This is a genomic window from Bacillus thuringiensis (assembly GCF_001595725.1).
GTDB lineage: Bacteria > Bacillota > Bacilli > Bacillales > Bacillaceae_G > Bacillus_A > Bacillus_A thuringiensis_K.
In genome coordinates this window covers 3,271,643-3,290,139 of sequence record NZ_CP014282.1, presented here as the reverse complement: position 1 = coordinate 3,290,139, position 18,497 = coordinate 3,271,643, and the positions used below count along the sequence as shown (strand labels likewise).

The window sequence follows — 18,497 nt, the reverse complement described above, 5'->3', positions numbered from 1 at the left end:
GCTGCAGGTTCTTTTTTGTATGTTCAGGTTTAATAATCTTATTTTTCTAATTATTTTGTATAAAGATGGTATACTTGTTTTAAAATTAAAAAGGAGAGTTGATTATGGAAATAACAATTGAACATGTAGTAAATGAATTAAAAGGCATACTTCCTGAAGATCGAGTAGTAATAAATATGACAGTACGAGAGTTACATAGTAAAGATGAATCTTACCATAGTAGTAGTTTACCTGATGTAGTTGTTTTTCCAAAAACGACCGAAGAAGTTAGCGCGATAATGAAAATAGCGATTCAGCACGGAACAGCTGTCGTTCCATTTGGAGTAGGGTCCAGTTTAGAGGGACATGTAATTCCTTACGAAAAAGGAATTACAATGGACTTTTCTCTTATGAACAAAATACTTGAAATAAGAGAAAAGGATTTTCTTGTGAGAGTACAGCCAGGGGTGACGCGCTCTCAGCTTAATAAAGAATTGAAAAAGTATGGATTATTTTTTAGTGTAGACCCAGGAGCTGATGCAACGTTAGGAGGAATGGCTGCTACAAATGCGAGCGGAACGACAGCGGTAAAGTATGGGGTAATGCGTGATCAAGTTCGAGATTTAGAAGTCGTTCTTGCTGATGGAGGAGTAATACATACCGGGAATTTAGCGGCGAAGTCATCATCAGGTTATCATTTAAATGGTATTTTCGTAGGCTCAGAAGGAACACTTGGATGTTTCACGGAGTTAACTTTAAAAGTATACGGTATACCAGAACATGTTATGGCTGCGAGGGCATCGTTTCCAACTATAAATGATGCAGTAGAAGCTGTAATTAACATATTACAAGCAGGTATTCCAATCGCGAGAATTGAACTCGTTGATGAATTATCTATGAAACAAGTAAATTATTACAATGAAACAAGTTACAGAGAAGAACCGACACTGTTTTTAGAGTTTCACGGCAATGAAGCAGGGTTAAAGCAAGATATTGAATTTACGAAAGAAATCGTTCTTGATCATAAATGTATAGAAATTGCGTTTGAGACGGAAACAGCAGCGAGAAATAAACTGTGGGATGCAAGACATAACTTAGCGTATAACTTAGCGTACTCTTACGTGCATAGTTATCCTGGTAAAAAGCTAATGAGTACAGACGTATGTGTGCCAATTTCGGAATTAGCTGGAGCGATTCAACATGCGAAAGAGGTATTAGATAAAGTAGGGCTTATTGGCGGTATTCTAGGTCATGTTGGAGATGGGAATTTCCATGTACTCTTAATGATTGACACAAATGATAAAGAGGAAGTAAAGAAGGCGGACGAAATAAACGAAAGTATCGTTCTGTATGCTCTTAAACGAGGAGGAACGTGTACAGGAGAACATGGCGTTGGAATCGGAAAACGAAAGTATCAAGAAGAAGAACATGGGGCGGCATTATTTGTAATGGAGAAAATAAAGAAAGCTCTTGATCCGCAAAATATTTTGAATCCGAATAAGGTGTTTCAATTAAAAGATAGGGGCTGATTGGATGAAAGTACTAGAAGCGATAAGTAATATAGCTGGAAAGTATTTTGCATTTTGGGTTATTTGTATGGCAGCTATTGCATACTTCATTCCCGTGCCATTTCTAGGGTTAACTAGTTACATAACGATTTTACTTGGGATTGTAATGTTTGGGATGGGATTAACATTAAAGGCTGTTGATTTTAAAATCATCGCTACAAAACCATTGCCAGTTATTATCGGTGTATGTGCTCAGTTTATTATTATGCCACTTGTCGCATACGTACTAGCCTACGTTATGAATTTACCAGCGGAATTAGCAGCTGGATTAGTGTTGCTCGGTTCAGTACCGGGTGGCACTGCATCAAATGTTATGGTTTATTTAGCAAAAGGGAACTTAGCGTTGTCTATTGCAATGACTTCATTATCAACATTACTAGCACCAATTGCTACACCACTCATTTTACTATTACTTGCAGGGCAATGGATGCCAGTACATGCTATGTCCATGTTTCTTTCTATCGTACAAGTCATTATTGTGCCTATTATTTTAGGACTAGTAGTGAAAAAGTTTTTCCCTCGTATCGTTAATAAAGGAATGACTGTTATTCCTTTAATATCGGTTGTAGCAATTATTATTATTGTTTCCGCAGTTGTTTCAGCAAATGTAAGTAGCATTACTTCTTCAGGACTTCTTATTTTTATTGCAGTGATGCTCCATAATGCTTTCGGTTTTTTGCTCGGATATATAACTGCGTTCGTACTTGGACTAGACGAAGGGACAAGAAGGGCTATTTCAATAGAAGTAGGAATGCAAAATTCTGGCTTAGGTGTTGCACTGGCGACAGCGCATTTTGGACCTGCTGCTGCACTCCCAAGTGTATTAGCGGCGGTATGGCATAACATTGCAGGACCAATTTTAGCAACCATCTGGTCAAAAAATGCAAAGAATACTTTCAGCGATGAAAATGTATTAATAAATATAGAAAAATAGGAATGATAAATAATGCAAAAACGTATTGTACATTTTGAAGGAATGGTTGTATTTTTAGCCACGATTTATATGTATTTGATATATGAGTTTAGTTGGATTATATTTTTTGTATTCCTTTTAGCGCCAGATTTATCCATGTTAGCGTATGGGATCAATAATCACGTTGGTGCGAAAATATATAATGTATGTCACACATATATCATATCCATATTAATTGTTCTAATAGGTGTCTATTTTAAGATAGATACCGTTATAATGATTGGCTTAATATGGACAGCACATATTGGAATGGATCGAATGTTTGGATATGGATTGAAATATGAGACGAATTTTAAGGATACTCATATTCAACGGTTATAATTTGTTTTGAGAAGAGGGGTACGTTGAAGCAGAGAATTGCTATCGAAGAATATAATGTCAAATGGGAAAGTGAATTTAATAAAATACACACTCTTATTAACAATGTAATGGAAGACAGCATTGTATCTATTGAACATGTTGGGAGTACATCTGTTAAAGGGCTTGCATCAAAACCAATACTAGATATTGATGTTGTAATAGAAGAGTTCGAAATTTTTCATGAGGTAGTAAAAAAACTTGAGAAGATAGGGTACTATCATCAGTTAGAATGGAGATTTAAAGGAAGAGAGGCGTTTGGAAGAAAGGATGCGTTCGTTCCATGGAACGAGGGAAATACAGTTTGGATGGAACATCATTTATATGTGTGTGATAAAAATAGTGAAGAGTTGAGAAGGCATATAGCGTTTCGAGATTACCTTCGTGAACATGACGATGTTGCTGCTGAATATGGACGTTTAAAGGAAGAGTTAGCGAGAGAGATGAAAAATCGATCTAGTTATATTGAGGGTAAGACCGTATTTATTACAAATATATTAGAAAAAATAAACTAAAGCAGCATGGAATACATGCTGCCTATTGTTTTGAAATAGAAAGCTGCCATTATAAAACAAATACAAACTGGCCCTGTTGATTGATGCGGTTACTAAATATAATAGGAAATAAAATAGAAAAGAGCGGAAAAGAGGGAGCTTATGTACATACCAAAATATTTCACAATACAAGATGAAGAGATGGAGTACGAAATAATGGAACAAAATAGCTTTGCGACATTATTTTCTCAACATAACGGAGAACCATATGCAACGCACTTGCCGTTGTTATTAAATAGGGAGACCCTTACTTTACATGGTCACTTCGCACGGCCGAATGAACAGTGGAAAGATATTGGGACTCAGCAAGTACTAGCTATATTTCAAGGACCACATAGTTACATCTCTCCGTCATGGTATGAAACAAACAATGCAGTACCAACATGGAATTACGTTGCAGTGCATGTATATGGTGAATTAGAAATTGTTGAAGATGAGAAGACATTAGTAGATTCTCTTCAAGATTTAGTAAATAAATATGAAGATCCAGAGAGCACCTACTCACTTAATGATGTAGATCCGAATTATATGGGAGGATTAAGTAAGGGAATAGTTGGATTCAAAATAAAGATAAATAAAATAGAAGGAAAAGCGAAGTTAAGTCAAAATCATTCTGTAGAGAGACAGAATTTAGTTGTGGAGAAACTTGAGAAAGTTGGTAGTGAGGAGAGTAAGAGGATTGCGGAGTTGATGAGAAAATAAAGCCTACATGAAAGGGAAATATTCTAAATAAGCGTATTTAAAAAGACCTTCTTAATTGAAGGTCTTCCGTTTTTTAAAGTGCTTTTTCAGTTGTTGTTGAGTTGTAGTCTTTACTTACGTCAACGGATTGAACAAGGTCAGGTCTTTGTGGTGCAGGGGTGTCCCCAATGTTTAATGCTACATATCCTAACTGTGTTTTCGGTGTTTCTGAGGTGAAGCTTAATCCAAGAGTTGTGATGCTAATAACAGCTAAGCCAATGATGCTCAATTTAATCTTTTTCATTATATCAAAGCTCCCTTTTCTTCATGTTTTTTTCTTGCTTGATTGGCCATGTAAAAGTATTGACTAGCTTTTATATGGTCTTCTTTTTCATAAAACATATTTGCTAGAACATCAGTGTACTCTTGTATACATTCCCAAAGGTTTTCTGTTTTAAAGTAAGAAATTCCTTCCAAAATTATCATTTCTAAATCATTTATAGAAGTTTTATTATTTAGTTCTCTTAAAATCATGAAACGATATTGAAACTCTTTGTTTTCTAGTTTATTTGAAATGTTTAATCCTTTTTTTATAAGTTCTTTAGCCTGAGTATATTCTCCAAGCTTGTAGTATTCACGTGCTTCAACAAAAAGTGCTTTAAAGTGATTTGGTTGCTTAGTTGTAACCTCTGAAATATGACGCATTGCTAACTCTGAAAGGTTTTGACTTGCATATAGCCAAGCTAAATTATGTCGTACTCTTAATGATAAAGTCTCCTCTGAATACTTCTGTAGAATATTTAATGCTGAATTAAGTCTAATTTCAGCTTGTTCAAACTGTTTTAAATCAATACAAGATAAACCAAAGATGTTATCACACAAAGCAACATTAATTTCACAGTTTATATGTTTTGAAAAAATCGCTTTAGCTTCATTTGCAGATTGGATTGCTACTAGTGGTTGATATGTTTGATAATAATAGGAAGCTAAGCGGTAGTTAAATTCAGCATTCTCTAGTTCGTCAGATACGTGTATTAGCAGCTTTTTAGCGTTCTCGAAAAGGTGTTTTGCTGCATTGTAGTTTCCAATAATTGTATTGTGAATAGCCTTGAAAAAATGATAATAATAAGAAAATAGCCCATTCTCTGGAAGTGGGAAAGAATCAATTTTATTAAAATCATCTTTATTAATATTTAAACCATCTGTTAAAATTTTGTATCTGAAATTAAAAAGTGAATAATACAATTGTAGGTTTGTATCTTCTTCTGAATTAGAGATGATATTTTCAATATCTTTTTTTATTTTTGTTGCATGGGTAGTTTGATGCTGTAACATAGCTCTATACCAGTCATTAAATAATTTTGTAATTTGTTCATTACCTTGTAGTTGAACGTTCATGAAAACCCCTCACTTTTTGAATATTCTTATAAAATATAGTATCAAAAATAAAAATATTTAGAAATGATGTTTTATATTTCTCAATATTTGTTTAACAAGCTTACGAGTAAGTCTATTGGAATAGTGTAGAATTTATTTTGGATTAAAGAAATGGCATCGGGGGATGTGCATTTTAAAGTTTTAGTTGAGTAGGGGGATATAAAAAGGGTGCGTTCACACAATTTATATGAACGCACCTTTTTATATATTAAACAATCAAGTCCCACAAAAAGTACGATAAGGGCGATTCGTCGGTGCAGGCGGAATGCAGTATTCTTCTTGATCTGTAGAATACGCATAAGGGTTTGATAAAGCTTCAAGAAGTTTCTCCATTACGCTATAGTCGTCATTTGTAACAGCTGCTTCTAGTGCTTCTTCTACACGGTGGTTCCTCGGGATGATTGATGGGTTATTATTTTTCATCATCTCGTAGGCGTTTTCTTTCGATTCTTCTTGTTTTTCTAATCGAGATTGCCACAGTTTGTACCATTCTTTAAATTCAGGACTATCGAATAGAGGGGTATTTTCTAACGTATCAAGAGTTAATGAACGGAATGTATTAGTGTAATCTGCTTTATATTTCTCCATCATTTTTAAAAGTTGCTCAATAAGTGATTGATCTTGTTCTTCGTTGCTAAATAGTCCTAATTTCTTTTTCATTCCAAGGAACCAATTGTTTTCATACTGTACGCTAAATTTCGAAATTTCGTCTTGAGCGATTTTTAGTGCTTCTTCATCATCTTCGTGCAGAATCGGTATTAAAGATTCTGCTAGTCGTGCGAGATCCCATGCGGCCATATATGGTTGATTTCCATATGCATAACGGCCTTGTGTGTCAATAGAGCTGAATACGGTTCCTTGATCGTAATTGTCCATAAATGCACAAGGACCGTAATCAATTGTTTCGCCACTAATCGTTATATTGTCAGTGTTCATTACACCGTGGATAAATCCAACAAGTTGCCATTTTGCGATAAGACTGGCTTGTCTTTTAATGACTGCTTGTAGTAATGCAGTATATCGGTTTTCATGGGATTCAATTTCTGGGTAATGCCTTTTTATCGTATAGTCAGCTAGTGATTTCAGGTCCTCTATTGAACCACGAGCTGCAGCATATTGAAATGTACCGACGCGTATATGGCTACTAGCTACTCTAGTTAAAATTGCTCCAGGTAACTTTGTTTCACGATATGTTGCTTCACCAGTTGTGACAACTGCTAAACTGCGAGTAGTCGGAATATCAAGTGCATACATTGCCTCACTAATGATATATTCACGTAGCATCGGACCGAGTGCAGCACGGCCATCTCCTCGGCGTGAATAGGGAGTAGGGCCAGAACCTTTCAGTTGAATATCGAAACGCTCACCTGAAGGAGTAATTTGTTCGCCAATTAAAAGAGCACGACCGTCGCCTAACATATTAAAATGTCCGAATTGATGACCAGCATATGCTTGAGCTAATGGATGAGCTCCTTCTGGGAGTGCATTACCAGCGAAAATAGCAATTTCAGCTTCCTTTTTCAGTTCTTCAGGGGTCAAGCCAAGAGATATCGCTAATGAATGGTTTAGTTTAACTAACTCCGGTGAACTTACGGGAGTAGGGGGGATTTCTGTATAAAATGATTGTGGTAAAGTCGTATAACTATTATCTAAATTCCAACCTGTTTCATTAATTTTAGTCATTGTATCTCCTCCTTTTTATATTTTAAGTTATGTATTTGTACGTATGTATTCTTTGTAAAGTTAACTAAAAGTATAATATAATATTTCCCCTTGCAATCTATTGTAAGGACTTCATTGCACTATGTCTATTTAACAGCAAATTAAAAACCTCCATTTTAAGAAAATGGAGGTTTTTATTATTATTTAATTTTTACAATTATTTTTCCTTTTGCTCTTCCAGACTCTGAATATTTCATTGCTTTTTGCGCATCTTCAAAAGGGAAAACTCGATCGATTACCGGTTTGATTTTTCTGGCTTCAATATAGTTTGCAATAGTACGTAATTGATCCCCGCTTGGCTTCATAAATAAAAATGAATATTGAGCATTATGCTTTTTTTCAAGTGCAGTAAGTTTTTTGCTGGCTAATGAAAATAAGAGAGTTTTAAAGAATCCTGAACCAAATTCTTTACCGAAGCGAGCATTCGGCATACCTGAAACGGAAACGATGTTGCCGCCGCTTTTTATAATATCGAATGATTTTTCAAGTGTTGTTCCGCCGATTGTATCAAATACTGCATCATAATTTTTGAGTATTTCTTCAAATTTTTCTGTTTTGTAATTAATAATTTGATCTGCGCCAAGAGACTTTACTAAATCGGAACCAGCTTCACTAGCAGTTGTTGTAACGGTAGCGCCCATTATTTTTGCTAACTGAATTGCGAAAGTACCAACACCACCAGACCCAGCGTGAATTAATATTTTTTGTCCTTTTTGTAAATGCATAATATCATGTAGTGCTTGATAGGATGTTAAGCCAACGAGTGGAATCGACGCCGCTTCCTCAAAACTTAAATTTTTTGGTTTTAAAGCTATATCATCCTCATGAATGGCTATATATTCCGCGAAAGTACCGATCTTATTTTTTCTTGGACGTGCATATATTGCATCGCCGACTTTAAATCGAGTTACTTGCGATCCAACCTTCACGATGACACCGGAAAAGTCATTACCAAGGATTAGGGGCATTTCATATTTAAGTAACATCTTTACTTTTCCATCACGTATTTTAAAGTCAATTGGGTTAATACTAGCTGCATGAATTTCTGCGAGCACTTCATGCTCATTTATTTCAGGAGTAGGTACCTCTGCCATACGCATTGGAACTTTCCCGTATTTATCAATTATCATTGCTTTCATTTCTTATACCTCCACATTTCAATAAAAGTTGTGTAATAGCTTTTCGATATCTAATACAAGGTTTTTTAATAAACTTAATTTTGTACGTATATCAATATAATAAAAGTTTTTTGTACCTTCTTTTCGCATTAAAATAATACCAGCTTCTCGTAAAATCCGAAGGTGATGCGATACCGCTGGTCGAGAAAGGTGTGTTTGTTTCGTGATTTCTCCTACACGTAATCCGGTTTGACATTCCGTTTCCATGAGAACTAACAAAATAGCTTGACGTGTTTCATCGCCAATTGCCAATAATACTTTTTGAGAATCAATAAAATCTTTTTTTATAACATTTAATTGTTCTTGTTTATTCATTTCAATCACTTTACCTCCTGGTAATTAGTCGAAAGGTTTAAGATGATGAACCATTACATCGATACGGTAATGCTACATGATTGTTGTATGAGGTGCAATATTGGGAAAGAAAATCGAGACGAATGAATTTTTTATTTTTGAAAATTATAGGGAGATAGAAAAGGGATTGGAAGGACTATATAACACAATAGATGAAGTTTTAAAAACAAAAAATGATGTAACAATAAAATAAGCGGTCGTAACCTTGTATAATCGATAAGGTTACGACCGCTTATAATGTTTGCATTATTTTTGATTTTTACGATAGAACATAGTTCAACGTAAAGTACGTTCTTTTGTTTTACACTTTCATACAGACACAATTCAGGTGGATTATAGATGTATGAAAAGGTAAAAAGGATTTTGGGGCGTAATCTATCTATATGATAATTCAAAATGAAATATAAGTCTATATTTTAATGTTTTTTTTGATTATATTTATGACACTGAGCTCAGAACAATGATGTGGAGGGTAAATATATGAAATCGAATTATGTACCAGTTTTAATTGTTGGAGGGGGATTATCTGGGTTAGCGTCTGCGTTATTTCTTGCAAAACATAACATTGAGTACTTACTTATTGAAAAGCATCCGTCTACTGCCATTCATCCGAAAGCAGGCGGCCTTACTTTACGTACAATGGAGTTATTTCGAGAATTAGGTTTGGAACAAAAAATTAAATTGGCAGGTAAAGCATTAGAGAACTGCCGAGGAAGAATAGCAGTTCATACAATAGCTGAGGCGAATAAAGAAGAATTGGAACAAATGAGAGCGACGCAATACGGAAACGATGAAGAATTACTTCAAAAAATAGAAAAGATTAGTCCATCAAAACAAACTGCGTGTTATCAAATTATTTTAGAAGAAATGATGTTACAAGAAGCGAAAACGCTAGGCGGGCAACTATCTTTTTATCATGAATTAGTTTCATTTGAACAAAATGAAAACGGGGTAAAAGCAACGATTCGAAATCGTGAAACAGAAAAAGAAAGTGTCATACATTGTGACTATGTAATTGCAGCGGATGGAGCGAAAAGTAAAATACGTGAGCAGTTAGGGATTAAAGCTGAGGGTCGTGGAACCATTGGTGGCTATTATATGAATATTTATTTTGAAGCTGATTTAAGTGAGTTTATACAAGGATATGCATTCGGTTTTTCGATGGTACTTCATCCGGAGGTTCTTGGTGCACTTATCCCCGTTGATAACGTAAAAAAATGGATTTATCATGTAGCCTACGATCCATTAAAAGGAGAGGGGTTAGAGGACTTCACTATAGAACGTTGTAAACAAATTATTCAAATAGCAATTGGAAGTACAAATATTGAGTCAGAAATATTAAGTGTTTTACCGTGGGAAGCGGCCGAAAGTACAGCGGTGAAATTTCAAGAAAATCGAATCTTTTTAGTTGGAGATTCAGCACATATTATGCCGCCAACAGGAGGGTTTGGTTCAAATACAGGAATACAAGATGCACATAACTTAGCTTGGAAATTAGCGGCTGTTATAAAAGGGAAGGCAAAACCAAAATTGTTAGAAACATATCACGAGGAGAGACACTCTGTTGCAAAATTAACGACAGCTTATGCAAGTAGTTTACTGTTTCGTGCTGCGAATAGAGAGGAAGGTAGTTTGAATAATATGGATGGTTTAGCTGTTACAGTTGGATATCAGTATTGTTCAGAGGCGATTATAGATGATTCAGTAACTCCGTATAGAATGGATAGCATAGAGTTGAACGGAAGACCTGGAACGCGAGCGCCACATTTATGGGGAACGTATGAAGGGAAGAAAGTTTCTACATTAGACTTATTCGGTAACAGTTTTGTATTACTTACAGGAGTAGAAAATAGTTCTTGGGCTGAGGCAGCACATACTGTTTCAGCTAAATTAGGAATAAATATAAAAGGGTATCGTGTTGGTTTAAGTGGAGACTTTGTTGCTCCAGAAGATATTTTTAGCAAATTATATGGTATAGAGAATGGAGGTGCTGTATTAATTAGACCAGATGGCTTTATCGGATGGCGTTCGGAAAAAACGGTAGTAAATCCAGATATAGTATTGGAAGAGGTAATGAGAAATTTATTATGTGATTTTTAAGTAACTACAGAAATATTGTTTTATGTGCTTCACTGTACTGAAAAAAATATTCACAAATTTCAATAGGTTTGATATGATTAAATTCGACAAGTTAATAGAGGCCGGAGATATTTGAGAAAAGCCATAAATTTATTTAGGGACACAGGAGTGTATTCTAAATAATTTATGGCTTTTTTTATTGAATGAACCGTACAAAATAGGGAGTTACATGTGAAAAGGAGGGCTATAGAAATTAAATAGGATAATACTAGTTTTCTATATTAATAATATAGATAAAGTATATTTGTAAGATTGGAATTTTAATATAGGTTTATAAAAATAATGAAAGTGTGTCTTCTATTTCGTGTAAATCTCATTAGCTTGTTGAAATTTGCAACGTAGGAAGGGTTAGAAGGATGAGAAAGATTATTAGCGTTTTAGTTATTTTCTTTATGACGGGAAGTATCTTTGCTGGGGGAGCTGTTCATGCGAAAGCAGAAGGGAAGCATGAATGGAATACGAATAAGTTTTTAAATATTGCACATCGCGGAGCAAGTGGACATGCACCTGAGCATACTTTTGCTTCTTATGATTTAGTGAAAAAAATGAAAGCGGATTATTTAGAGTTAGATATTCAATTAACAAAGGATGGCCAATTAATTGCAATGCATGATACAGCAGTTGATCGCACTACAAATGGAACAGGCGAAGTACGTGATAAAACGTTAAGCGAAATAAAGAGTTTAGATGCAGGAACGTGGTTTAATAAAGCGTATCCAGAAAAGGCTAAGCAAGAGTATGTTGGGCAAAAAGTTCCGACTCTTGAAGAAATCTTCCAAAAGTATGGAAGAAGCATGAAGTATTACATTGAAACAAAATCACCAGATGTGTATCCAGGAATGGAAGAGAAATTGTTAGCATTGTTAAATAAATATAATTTAGTAGGTCCAAACATGTCATCTAGCCGTGTTATGATTCAATCATTTAGTAAAGATAGTTTGAAAAAGATTCATAGTATGAATGAAAATATTCCGTTAGTTCAATTGCTTTGGTATTATCCAAATGAAAACAATGAAATTGTTGAATGGTCTGGCATTACACATGAACCGAAAAGTGTAACGAATGATGATTTTCAAGAAATTAAAAAGTATGCAGCTGGTATTGGACCAAACTTACGTAATGATAACGGAGAACTAATTATTGATGAGTCATATATGAAAATGGCTAGGAAAAATGGACTGTTAATTCACCCTTATACAATTAATGAGAAACCAGATATGAGAATGTTAATCAAATGGGGTGCTACAGGAATGTTTACAAATTATCCGGATCGATTACATAGTGTATTGAAGGAAAAATAAGTGGAAAAGGGTATACCAGTGTTTTAGGTATACCCTTTTTAATCTAACTCCCCGATAAACGTAATCTCTTTTTCATAGCATTCATCTGCATCATAAATAATTTCTTGAAAGTGAAGCGTTTTGAAGGAATGATAAACTGAAATTTCCCATGTCTCCCAAAAATCAATTTCATTTGAAAGAAGAATCCATTTTTGAAATTCACTATCTCTATTAAAGAAATTATGAAAGTAGTCCTCATTTTTAAATATAATGATTTGCGAATCCCACAAATTATTTATAGAAATCAAAACAACAACTCGATATGTATGTGTATCGCTCGGTTTCATATTTATTAAATGATTTGCTTGATTTAATAAGGTTTGAATACATAACCGTTTTACTTTTCTAGGTGTTTTACGAGAGTCAATAAAAGCTTGCGAAACTGGCAATAGCATATTCCAATATTCATCGTTATAGAAAGTAGAAGGGAACGTTTTTGTATGTTCCTCAATTTGCTTTATCACAGTGTTTGTTTTTCGTTTCATACCACGTATTTTCTTTTCACGCATTGTGAGTCATCTCCATAAATTTTTGTAATGCAGCAGAGTGATATATATCTTTTCTAGTAATAAAAGTAGTAGGAACTTTTTTGAAGCTATTTGGTAAAGGGTTGAATGATATGTCATGTTGATGACCATTTAAAATAGACTTCATCATAATTGCTATGCCCATACCTGATTTTACACATGCGAGTATCGCTTCAATTGTTCCAAACTCTAATACTCGCTTAGGTGAAATTCCTTCTTCTTGAAGCCAATCTTCTAATAAATTTCTATAATAGCACCCGTGACTAAATGCAAGTAAATTCATGTCTCCTATGTCTTTAAAGGAAGATAAAGGCTTTTTGCTAATGAGAACTAATTCTTCTTCACGAAATATATTTGTATGAAGTTCGGCATGCTGAGTAGAGCCAGCTATAAACGCTCCGTCCAGTTTTCGTTCTAGTACAAGCCTAATCAATTGTTCCGTCGTATTTGATTCTAAAATCAATTCGATTTTTGGATATTTTTCATAATAGGCCGTTAATATAGATGGAAGTCTTACAGCGGTTGTAGATTCTGTACATCCAATTTTTAAAGTGCCTCTTGGTTCGATCCCATTACTTTGAACTGCTTTAACAGATTGATCCATTAAGTGGATAATTTGTTTGGCGTATGTTAATAAAATCTCACCGTTAGAAGTTAAAGTTACACCTTTTCCGTTTCGGTAAAATAAAGGCACACCTAATTCGTTTTCTAGTTGTTTCATACGCATTGTTACGCCAGACTGTACATAGTTTAAATTTTTAGCTGCGTGAGATATGTTTTCTTCTTTCGCAACTTCGTAAAATACAGTTAAATCTTTTATATCCAAGTATCATCCCTCCAGAAAAGGTATCATTTTTTTTGATGGATCACATGATAAATCTTTATTTTATATGATATCAGAACTTTCATACAATGGAAGGGGGTGGAGGGATTATTGTGTTAATGGAAGAAAGGGTGAATAGTACTTATAAGTGGGTTATGTTAATTTTTGCGACGGTTGCTCAAACAACAGCGACACTTATAACGTATGGTGTTGGAGCGTTTGCTTTATTTTGGAAAGAAGAATATGCACTTACGAATACGGAGATTGGATTGTTAGTAAGTGTTGTAAATATAGGACCGCTATTTTGTATGCTTTTTGTCGGGCGGCTACTTGATCAATACAATGAAAAGTTGTTAATTTCGATAAGTTCATTTTTACTAGGAGGTTCGTTTTTACTGACTAATATGGTCAATGGATTTAATGGGTTACTTTTTGTACTTTTATTAGTAGGAACGTTTTATAGTGTTTCGCAGCCAGGAGGAAGTAAGGTGATAATGAAGTGGTTCTCAAAAGAAAATCGCGGGTTAGCGATGGGGATTAGACAAGCCGGTATACCGATTGGTGGTACATTAGCGGGAGTATTGATCCCGTTTCTTACAATAAAATATAATATGGCCTATGCGGTAAATAGTATTGCATGCATTTGTATAATTGGAGGGCTTTTATTTTTTATATTTTATAAGGAACCATATACTCAAGAGAAAGTTAAACAAGAACGTAGTAAACTTTCTTTTTGGATGCAGTTAAAAGAAGTGATGTGTAAAAAAGAGTTGTATGCAATTTATATAACTGGCATTTGTATGATTTCATTGCAAATGGTTCTAGTTGCACACTTTATAAAATTTTTAGTATTGGAACAATCAATCACGCCAATTTTAGCTGGAAAAGTATTTTCCGTTATGTTCTTTTCTGGAATGGTTGGTAGGGTTATATTAGCAGCTACTAGTGATTTATTTTATAAGGGGAATAGGCGTACCCTCTTATTTATAACTGTTTGTATTTCTATTTTCTTCATTCTAATATTAGTAATGAGCATACATACAATAACGAATGTATTGTATGGTGTAAGTGCATTGTTAGGGTTCTTTTCAATTGGATGGTTTAGTCTTTTTATAACTGAAGTTGCAGAATCAGCAAGTGAAGAATCGGTAGGGATGACAGTGAGTTTTGCACTTACATTAAATCAAATTGCCATTATTGCTGCGCCTGCTTTATTTGGTTATATTGTAGATAAGAAGGGATATACGTATGCGTGGTTATGCATAGTTGTATTACTAACTATTTCAGCGGTCAGCTTATATAGGAAGTATAGAAAATGAAGGAATGTTAGCAATGTAAATTTTTTATGAAGAAAGTCTAAAGAAATGTTGAATGACCGACATTTCTTTTTTTATTTGTTGTATAATCAAAATGTAAATGAGATTCATTTTCAATTTCGTTCATTGCCTCTTTTGAAATTACCTGTAATTTTAGCCATAATTAGCTGTTTTTCATTATCGTTATTTGCATGATTTATTTTATTTAAAAGTTTTTCAGCATCATTTCCTTTTAATATCATAATCTGTTTTCTGTAATATTAAATTAATACCATGTTATTTTTTGTTATCCGATAATGAAACACCTTATCATCTAAACGATTGCGTTTATCGGTGTTTTTCATATTACATCTCCATTCTTTTTAGTATGTAACAAATGTTACAAAAGAATTTGAAATTATAGTGTAATGCATCCGATTGTATGTTGGAAATTTTGCAAGAAAGAAATACAATAGAGAGTAGTCAAAATTGAAAATGAGAAAAAGGAATCTAGTTTTAACAGAGTGAATATTAAATAATATTATAATATACTTGATAATTAAAAGATAGAATGGATATACGTTAAGTGAAACTAGATAAAAGAGGGTTCCTAGTATGTTAAAGAAATGGTTAATCATTTTCTTTATTTTTGCTGTTTTTTGTGGAAGTGTTGTTACACTAATACATGCAAATAAAGGAAAAAAATATGATGCAAAGGCATTTTCTAATGTAAATAGTAAGCAAAAAGATGTTAAGCAGGAAGTTGATGCGAATGAGAAAAAGCGTTATGAAATTGCAGCTGGAAAATTAGATCAGTATTTAAAAGATAAAGGATTTAATGGGAGTGTTCTTGTAGCAAGTAAAGATCATGTCATTTTACGAAAAGGCTACGGTTATGCGAATGTGAAAGATCAAGTATTAACAACGCCAAGAACGAAATATCGCATTGGTTCTATTACGAAAACAGTTGTTGCAATATCTATTATGCAATTAAAAGAAAAAGGGAAGTTGAACATTGAAGACAATGTAAATAAATATATCCCATCGTTTCCAGCAGATAAAAACATTACGTTACGAAACTTGTTAACACATACGTCTGGATTACCAGAACAGGGACAAGGTAGTGTTGACGCAGCATCACGGTTAAAATTAGTAACGTGGATTGGGGCACAAACGTTACAATTTCCAGCAGGGACAGGATGGAAATATACAGATTATAATTATATGGTGCTTGCATATATTGTAGAAAAAATATCGAATAAACCACTTGCTGAATATGTGAAAGAAAATATTTTGACTCCTGTTGGAATGCATGAATCTGGAATGGGCGCAACACTCCCAGAAGATATTTTCTTAGCAGAAGGGTATACGAAAAAAGATAATAAGTTAATAGCCACGCCTCGCTTAAAAATGAACTGGCTGTATGGTTGTGGTGAAATGTATACGACTGTTGAAGATATGAAAAAGTTAGATGAAGCTATTATGGATGGTAAACTACTTTCTAAACAAAGTATATTAGATATGTTTTCTGCATCACCTGCAAGAAAATATGGATTTAGTTTTTATATTTACCCAGATTATTATCATAACCACGGTGTATTAGCTGGCTGGAACACTTTTAATAATTTTAACTGGGATAAACGAACGTTCGTCATATTATTTTCTAACGTCCAAAATGGTATGAATGATGCATTTAATCAAGAATTTAGGAAAATGGCGAATGATTTAATAGAAGGAAAGGGAATATAAAAAAGAGCCTCTAGCGAGAGGCTCTTTTTTATAGAGCTGAAAACTCCTCAACAAGTTGAGTGAATTGTTTCAATGCACTTTCAATCGGTTCTCGCGTTGTTAAATCGACGCCAGCTTTTTTCAATAAGTTTAATGGGTAGTCTGAACTTCCGCCTTTAAGGAATTCAATATAATTTTTCTGAGCATTCGGATCACCACGTAATAGTTTATCAGCGATTTGAATGGCAGATGCGAATCCAGTTGCATATTTGTATACGTAAAACGGGCGGTAGAAATGAGGGATTCTAGCCCATCCGTATTTTACTTCTTCATCAAATACAAGTGAATCACCGTTATATTCTTTAAATAGCTTTTCATAAATTTCACTGAAGACTTGGGCATTTAATGGTTTACCTTGCTCAGCCATTTCATGTGTGATTTTTTCAAATTCTGCAAACATGATTTGTGTAAAGAAAGTACCTTTAAATTTCTCAATAAAATGGTTAACTAAATGGTTACGCACGTTCGTTTCTTTTGCTTCTTTTAATAAATAGTGAATTAATAACACTTCATTTACTGTAGAAGCGACTTCTGCGACAAAGATAGAATAATGTGCAGAAATTCTTGGTTGGTATCCATGTGAATAGTGCGTATGCATACCGTGCCCGCATTCATGAGTAAGAGTGAACAGGCTGTTTAAATCATCGTGATGATTTAAAAGAATGAAAGGATGAACACCGTATACACCAAAGTTATAAGCACCAGAACGTTTTCCTGGTGTTTCTCTTACGTCTATATATCGTTTATCTTTAAAACTTTTTAATGTCTCAATATATTCTTCTCCTAAAGGAGCTAGTGATGCAATCATAATGTCAAATGCTTCACTATATGGAATGTCTTGTTTTGCACCCTCTACTAAATCGACGCCTAGGTCGTATTGTCTTAGTTCATCTACGTTTAATTTTTCTTTTCGAATTTCATTGTATGTATGTAATGTTTGAATGTTTTTTTTCGTTGTATCAATTAGGTTTTCATATACTTCTTTCGGAACCATATCGCCAAATAATGATTTCTCTAACGCCGATGGATAGTGTCTTAGCTTCGAAACAGTAACATTATTTTTAATAGCAGCGGATAAAGTAGATGCGATGGAATTCTTTAACTGAACATATGGTTTGTAATATGCTTTATAAGCTTCTTTACGCTTTTCACGATTCGTATCTTCTATTAATTTTGCATACATTCCGCGTGTTAAGTTCACTTTCTCTCCATCGTCAGTCGTCACTTCACCAAATAATATATCTGCATTATTCAACATACCAAATGTGTGCTGTGGAGAGGAAAGAGCTTCACCCATTTGTGATAAAATTTCTTCTTGGTCCTTATTCAATACGTGTTTTTTATAACGATATAATTCAAACAAGTCTTCTTTATAATATTGTAAGCCTTCTGTTTCTTCTATGTAAGAATGTAATGTGTTTTCGTCTATGCTAAGTAAGAAGGGGGAAAAGAAAGATTTAGCTGCACTTACTTTCACGTGTAATTGTGATACTTTATCGACAAGAGATTGCGCGTCAGTATCGCGTGTATCAAGGTCAGATTGTAATCGTGCATAAGCGAACATTAAAGATATTATGCTAGAAATTTCTTCACTCTTCGTTAAATAAGCTAATAAACTATTGCCATCGTGAATATTTCCATTAAACTCGTGTAATTCCTTCGTTAATACTTCAATTTTATGAAAATCACTTTCCCAATCTTCAATTGTATGGTAAATGTCTGTTAAATCCCATTTTTCTATATCAGCTACTTGTAATCGATCTTTAAGTTCTGTCATAATCA

General features: G+C 34.0%; 19 protein-coding genes. 10 read left to right on the top strand and 9 right to left on the bottom strand.

Going from position 1 to position 18,497, the window contains the following annotated elements; genetic code table 11:
* Nucleotides 1-104 precede the first annotated feature (104 nt).
* From AXW78_RS16525 to AXW78_RS16505, 5 genes are all read left to right on the top strand, one after another.
* On the top strand, nucleotides 105-1,508 hold the full coding sequence (locus tag AXW78_RS16525; RefSeq protein WP_061884450.1) for an FAD-binding oxidoreductase: 1,404 nt from the start codon (nucleotides 105-107) through the stop codon (nucleotides 1,506-1,508).
* Between the two features lie 4 nt (nucleotides 1,509-1,512).
* Nucleotides 1,513-2,481, top strand: a complete 969-nt coding sequence (locus tag AXW78_RS16520) for a bile acid:sodium symporter family protein (protein ID WP_000865850.1) — start codon at nucleotides 1,513-1,515, stop codon at nucleotides 2,479-2,481.
* 12 nt (nucleotides 2,482-2,493) lie between these two features.
* Nucleotides 2,494-2,841 (top strand): DUF4260 domain-containing protein, encoded by a 348-nt coding sequence (locus tag AXW78_RS16515; protein WP_061884449.1) that lies wholly within the window; start codon nucleotides 2,494-2,496, stop codon nucleotides 2,839-2,841.
* A 23-nt stretch (nucleotides 2,842-2,864) separates the two neighbouring features.
* Nucleotides 2,865-3,392 carry a GrpB family protein gene (locus tag AXW78_RS16510; RefSeq protein WP_061884448.1) on the top strand — a complete coding sequence of 176 codons (528 nt, stop codon included), beginning with the start codon at nucleotides 2,865-2,867 and terminating at the stop codon, nucleotides 3,390-3,392.
* Nucleotides 3,393-3,533: 141 nt separating this feature from the next.
* Nucleotides 3,534-4,133 (top strand): FMN-binding negative transcriptional regulator, encoded by a 600-nt coding sequence (locus tag AXW78_RS16505; RefSeq protein ID WP_061884447.1) that lies wholly within the window; start codon nucleotides 3,534-3,536, stop codon nucleotides 4,131-4,133.
* Nucleotides 4,134-4,206: 73 nt separating this feature from the next.
* Here the strand turns inward: AXW78_RS16505 and AXW78_RS16500 are convergent, their stop codons facing one another.
* The 5 genes from AXW78_RS16500 to AXW78_RS16480 all read right to left on the bottom strand — a co-directional run bounded on the left by AXW78_RS16500 (nucleotide 4,207) and on the right by AXW78_RS16480 (nucleotide 8,773).
* Nucleotides 4,207-4,416 carry a hypothetical protein gene (locus tag AXW78_RS16500; RefSeq protein WP_000721431.1) on the bottom strand — a complete coding sequence of 70 codons (210 nt, stop codon included), beginning with the start codon at nucleotides 4,414-4,416 and terminating at the stop codon, nucleotides 4,207-4,209.
* Nucleotides 4,416-5,510 carry a response regulator aspartate phosphatase gene (locus AXW78_RS16495; RefSeq protein WP_001102730.1) on the bottom strand — a complete coding sequence of 365 codons (1,095 nt, stop codon included), beginning with the start codon at nucleotides 5,508-5,510 and terminating at the stop codon, nucleotides 4,416-4,418. Before AXW78_RS16495 ends, AXW78_RS16500 begins: the two co-directional genes overlap by 1 nt.
* Nucleotides 5,511-5,765: 255 nt before the next feature.
* On the bottom strand, nucleotides 5,766-7,232 hold the full coding sequence (locus AXW78_RS16490) for a protein adenylyltransferase SelO (protein WP_061884446.1): 1,467 nt from the start codon (nucleotides 7,230-7,232) through the stop codon (nucleotides 5,766-5,768).
* Between the two features lie 179 nt (nucleotides 7,233-7,411).
* Nucleotides 7,412-8,410 carry an NADP-dependent oxidoreductase gene (locus AXW78_RS16485; RefSeq protein ID WP_061884445.1) on the bottom strand — a complete coding sequence of 333 codons (999 nt, stop codon included), beginning with the start codon at nucleotides 8,408-8,410 and terminating at the stop codon, nucleotides 7,412-7,414.
* Nucleotides 8,411-8,428: 18 nt separating this feature from the next.
* Entirely contained in the window at nucleotides 8,429-8,773 is a 345-nt protein-coding gene (locus AXW78_RS16480; RefSeq protein WP_000571881.1) for an ArsR/SmtB family transcription factor, read from the bottom strand.
* A 91-nt stretch (nucleotides 8,774-8,864) separates the two neighbouring features.
* Between AXW78_RS16480 and AXW78_RS35285 the strand changes: the two genes are divergently transcribed.
* The 3 genes from AXW78_RS35285 to AXW78_RS16470 all read left to right on the top strand — a co-directional run bounded on the left by AXW78_RS35285 (nucleotide 8,865) and on the right by AXW78_RS16470 (nucleotide 12,243).
* Entirely contained in the window at nucleotides 8,865-8,996 is a 132-nt protein-coding gene (locus AXW78_RS35285; protein ID WP_000516657.1) for a hypothetical protein, read from the top strand.
* Nucleotides 8,997-9,283: 287 nt separating this feature from the next.
* Entirely contained in the window at nucleotides 9,284-10,903 is a 1,620-nt protein-coding gene (locus tag AXW78_RS16475; protein ID WP_000841671.1) for an FAD-dependent oxidoreductase, read from the top strand.
* Nucleotides 10,904-11,298: 395 nt separating this feature from the next.
* The gene (locus AXW78_RS16470) at nucleotides 11,299-12,243 is read left to right on the top strand and encodes a glycerophosphodiester phosphodiesterase (RefSeq protein ID WP_061884444.1); all 945 of its coding nucleotides are present in this window, start codon (nucleotides 11,299-11,301) and stop codon (nucleotides 12,241-12,243) included.
* A gap of 38 nt (nucleotides 12,244-12,281) precedes the next feature.
* Here the strand turns inward: AXW78_RS16470 and AXW78_RS16465 are convergent, their stop codons facing one another.
* Both AXW78_RS16465 and AXW78_RS16460 read right to left on the bottom strand, forming a co-directional pair.
* The gene (locus AXW78_RS16465; protein WP_001208344.1) at nucleotides 12,282-12,791 is read right to left on the bottom strand and encodes a DUF3916 domain-containing protein; all 510 of its coding nucleotides are present in this window, start codon (nucleotides 12,789-12,791) and stop codon (nucleotides 12,282-12,284) included.
* Entirely contained in the window at nucleotides 12,784-13,635 is an 852-nt protein-coding gene (locus AXW78_RS16460; RefSeq protein WP_000351674.1) for a LysR family transcriptional regulator, read from the bottom strand. The genes AXW78_RS16465 and AXW78_RS16460 overlap by 8 nt, the downstream gene beginning before the upstream one ends.
* A gap of 86 nt (nucleotides 13,636-13,721) precedes the next feature.
* Here AXW78_RS16460 and AXW78_RS16455 point away from each other — a divergent pair, with 86 nt between their 5' ends.
* Nucleotides 13,722-14,951, top strand: a complete 1,230-nt coding sequence (locus AXW78_RS16455; RefSeq protein ID WP_003302165.1) for an MFS transporter — start codon at nucleotides 13,722-13,724, stop codon at nucleotides 14,949-14,951.
* Nucleotides 14,952-15,061: 110 nt separating this feature from the next.
* On the opposite strand, the gene AXW78_RS35535 is transcribed toward AXW78_RS16455, so the two are convergent.
* The gene (locus AXW78_RS35535; RefSeq protein ID WP_000600991.1) at nucleotides 15,062-15,190 is read right to left on the bottom strand and encodes a hypothetical protein; all 129 of its coding nucleotides are present in this window, start codon (nucleotides 15,188-15,190) and stop codon (nucleotides 15,062-15,064) included.
* 352 nt (nucleotides 15,191-15,542) lie between these two features.
* Between AXW78_RS35535 and AXW78_RS16445 the strand changes: the two genes are divergently transcribed.
* Nucleotides 15,543-16,676, top strand: a complete 1,134-nt coding sequence (locus AXW78_RS16445) for a serine hydrolase domain-containing protein (RefSeq protein ID WP_000915170.1) — start codon at nucleotides 15,543-15,545, stop codon at nucleotides 16,674-16,676.
* Nucleotides 16,677-16,704: 28 nt separating this feature from the next.
* Here AXW78_RS16445 and pepF read toward each other — a convergent pair whose 3' ends face one another.
* Nucleotides 16,705-18,492 carry an oligoendopeptidase F gene (gene pepF / locus AXW78_RS16440; protein ID WP_000137529.1) on the bottom strand — a complete coding sequence of 596 codons (1,788 nt, stop codon included), beginning with the start codon at nucleotides 18,490-18,492 and terminating at the stop codon, nucleotides 16,705-16,707.
* Nucleotides 18,493-18,497 lie beyond the last annotated feature (5 nt).

What these genes read in the sequence shown, in the direction of transcription:
- AXW78_RS16525 (WP_061884450.1), top strand. Translation starts at nt 105, where the DNA reads ATGGAAATAACAATTGAACATGTAGTAAATGAATTAAAAGGCATACTT.
- AXW78_RS16520 (WP_000865850.1), top strand. Translation starts at nt 1,513, where the DNA reads ATGAAAGTACTAGAAGCGATAAGTAATATAGCTGGAAAGTATTTTGCA.
- AXW78_RS16515 (WP_061884449.1), top strand. Translation starts at nt 2,494, where the DNA reads ATGCAAAAACGTATTGTACATTTTGAAGGAATGGTTGTATTTTTAGCC.
- AXW78_RS16505 (WP_061884447.1), top strand. Translation starts at nt 3,534, where the DNA reads ATGTACATACCAAAATATTTCACAATACAAGATGAAGAGATGGAGTAC.
- AXW78_RS16500 (WP_000721431.1), bottom strand. Translation starts at nt 4,416, where the DNA reads ATGAAAAAGATTAAATTGAGCATCATTGGCTTAGCTGTTATTAGCATC.
- AXW78_RS16495 (WP_001102730.1), bottom strand. Translation starts at nt 5,510, where the DNA reads ATGAACGTTCAACTACAAGGTAATGAACAAATTACAAAATTATTTAAT.
- AXW78_RS16490 (WP_061884446.1), bottom strand. Translation starts at nt 7,232, where the DNA reads ATGACTAAAATTAATGAAACAGGTTGGAATTTAGATAATAGTTATACG.
- AXW78_RS16485 (WP_061884445.1), bottom strand. Translation starts at nt 8,410, where the DNA reads ATGAAAGCAATGATAATTGATAAATACGGGAAAGTTCCAATGCGTATG.
- AXW78_RS16475 (WP_000841671.1), top strand. Translation starts at nt 9,284, where the DNA reads ATGAAATCGAATTATGTACCAGTTTTAATTGTTGGAGGGGGATTATCT.
- AXW78_RS16470 (WP_061884444.1), top strand. Translation starts at nt 11,299, where the DNA reads ATGAGAAAGATTATTAGCGTTTTAGTTATTTTCTTTATGACGGGAAGT.
- AXW78_RS16465 (WP_001208344.1), bottom strand. Translation starts at nt 12,791, where the DNA reads ATGCGTGAAAAGAAAATACGTGGTATGAAACGAAAAACAAACACTGTG.
- AXW78_RS16455 (WP_003302165.1), top strand. Translation starts at nt 13,722, where the DNA reads ATGGAAGGGGGTGGAGGGATTATTGTGTTAATGGAAGAAAGGGTGAAT.
- AXW78_RS35535 (WP_000600991.1), bottom strand. Translation starts at nt 15,190, where the DNA reads ATGATATTAAAAGGAAATGATGCTGAAAAACTTTTAAATAAAATAAAT.
- AXW78_RS16445 (WP_000915170.1), top strand. Translation starts at nt 15,543, where the DNA reads ATGTTAAAGAAATGGTTAATCATTTTCTTTATTTTTGCTGTTTTTTGT.
- pepF (WP_000137529.1), bottom strand. Translation starts at nt 18,492, where the DNA reads ATGACAGAACTTAAAGATCGATTACAAGTAGCTGATATAGAAAAATGG.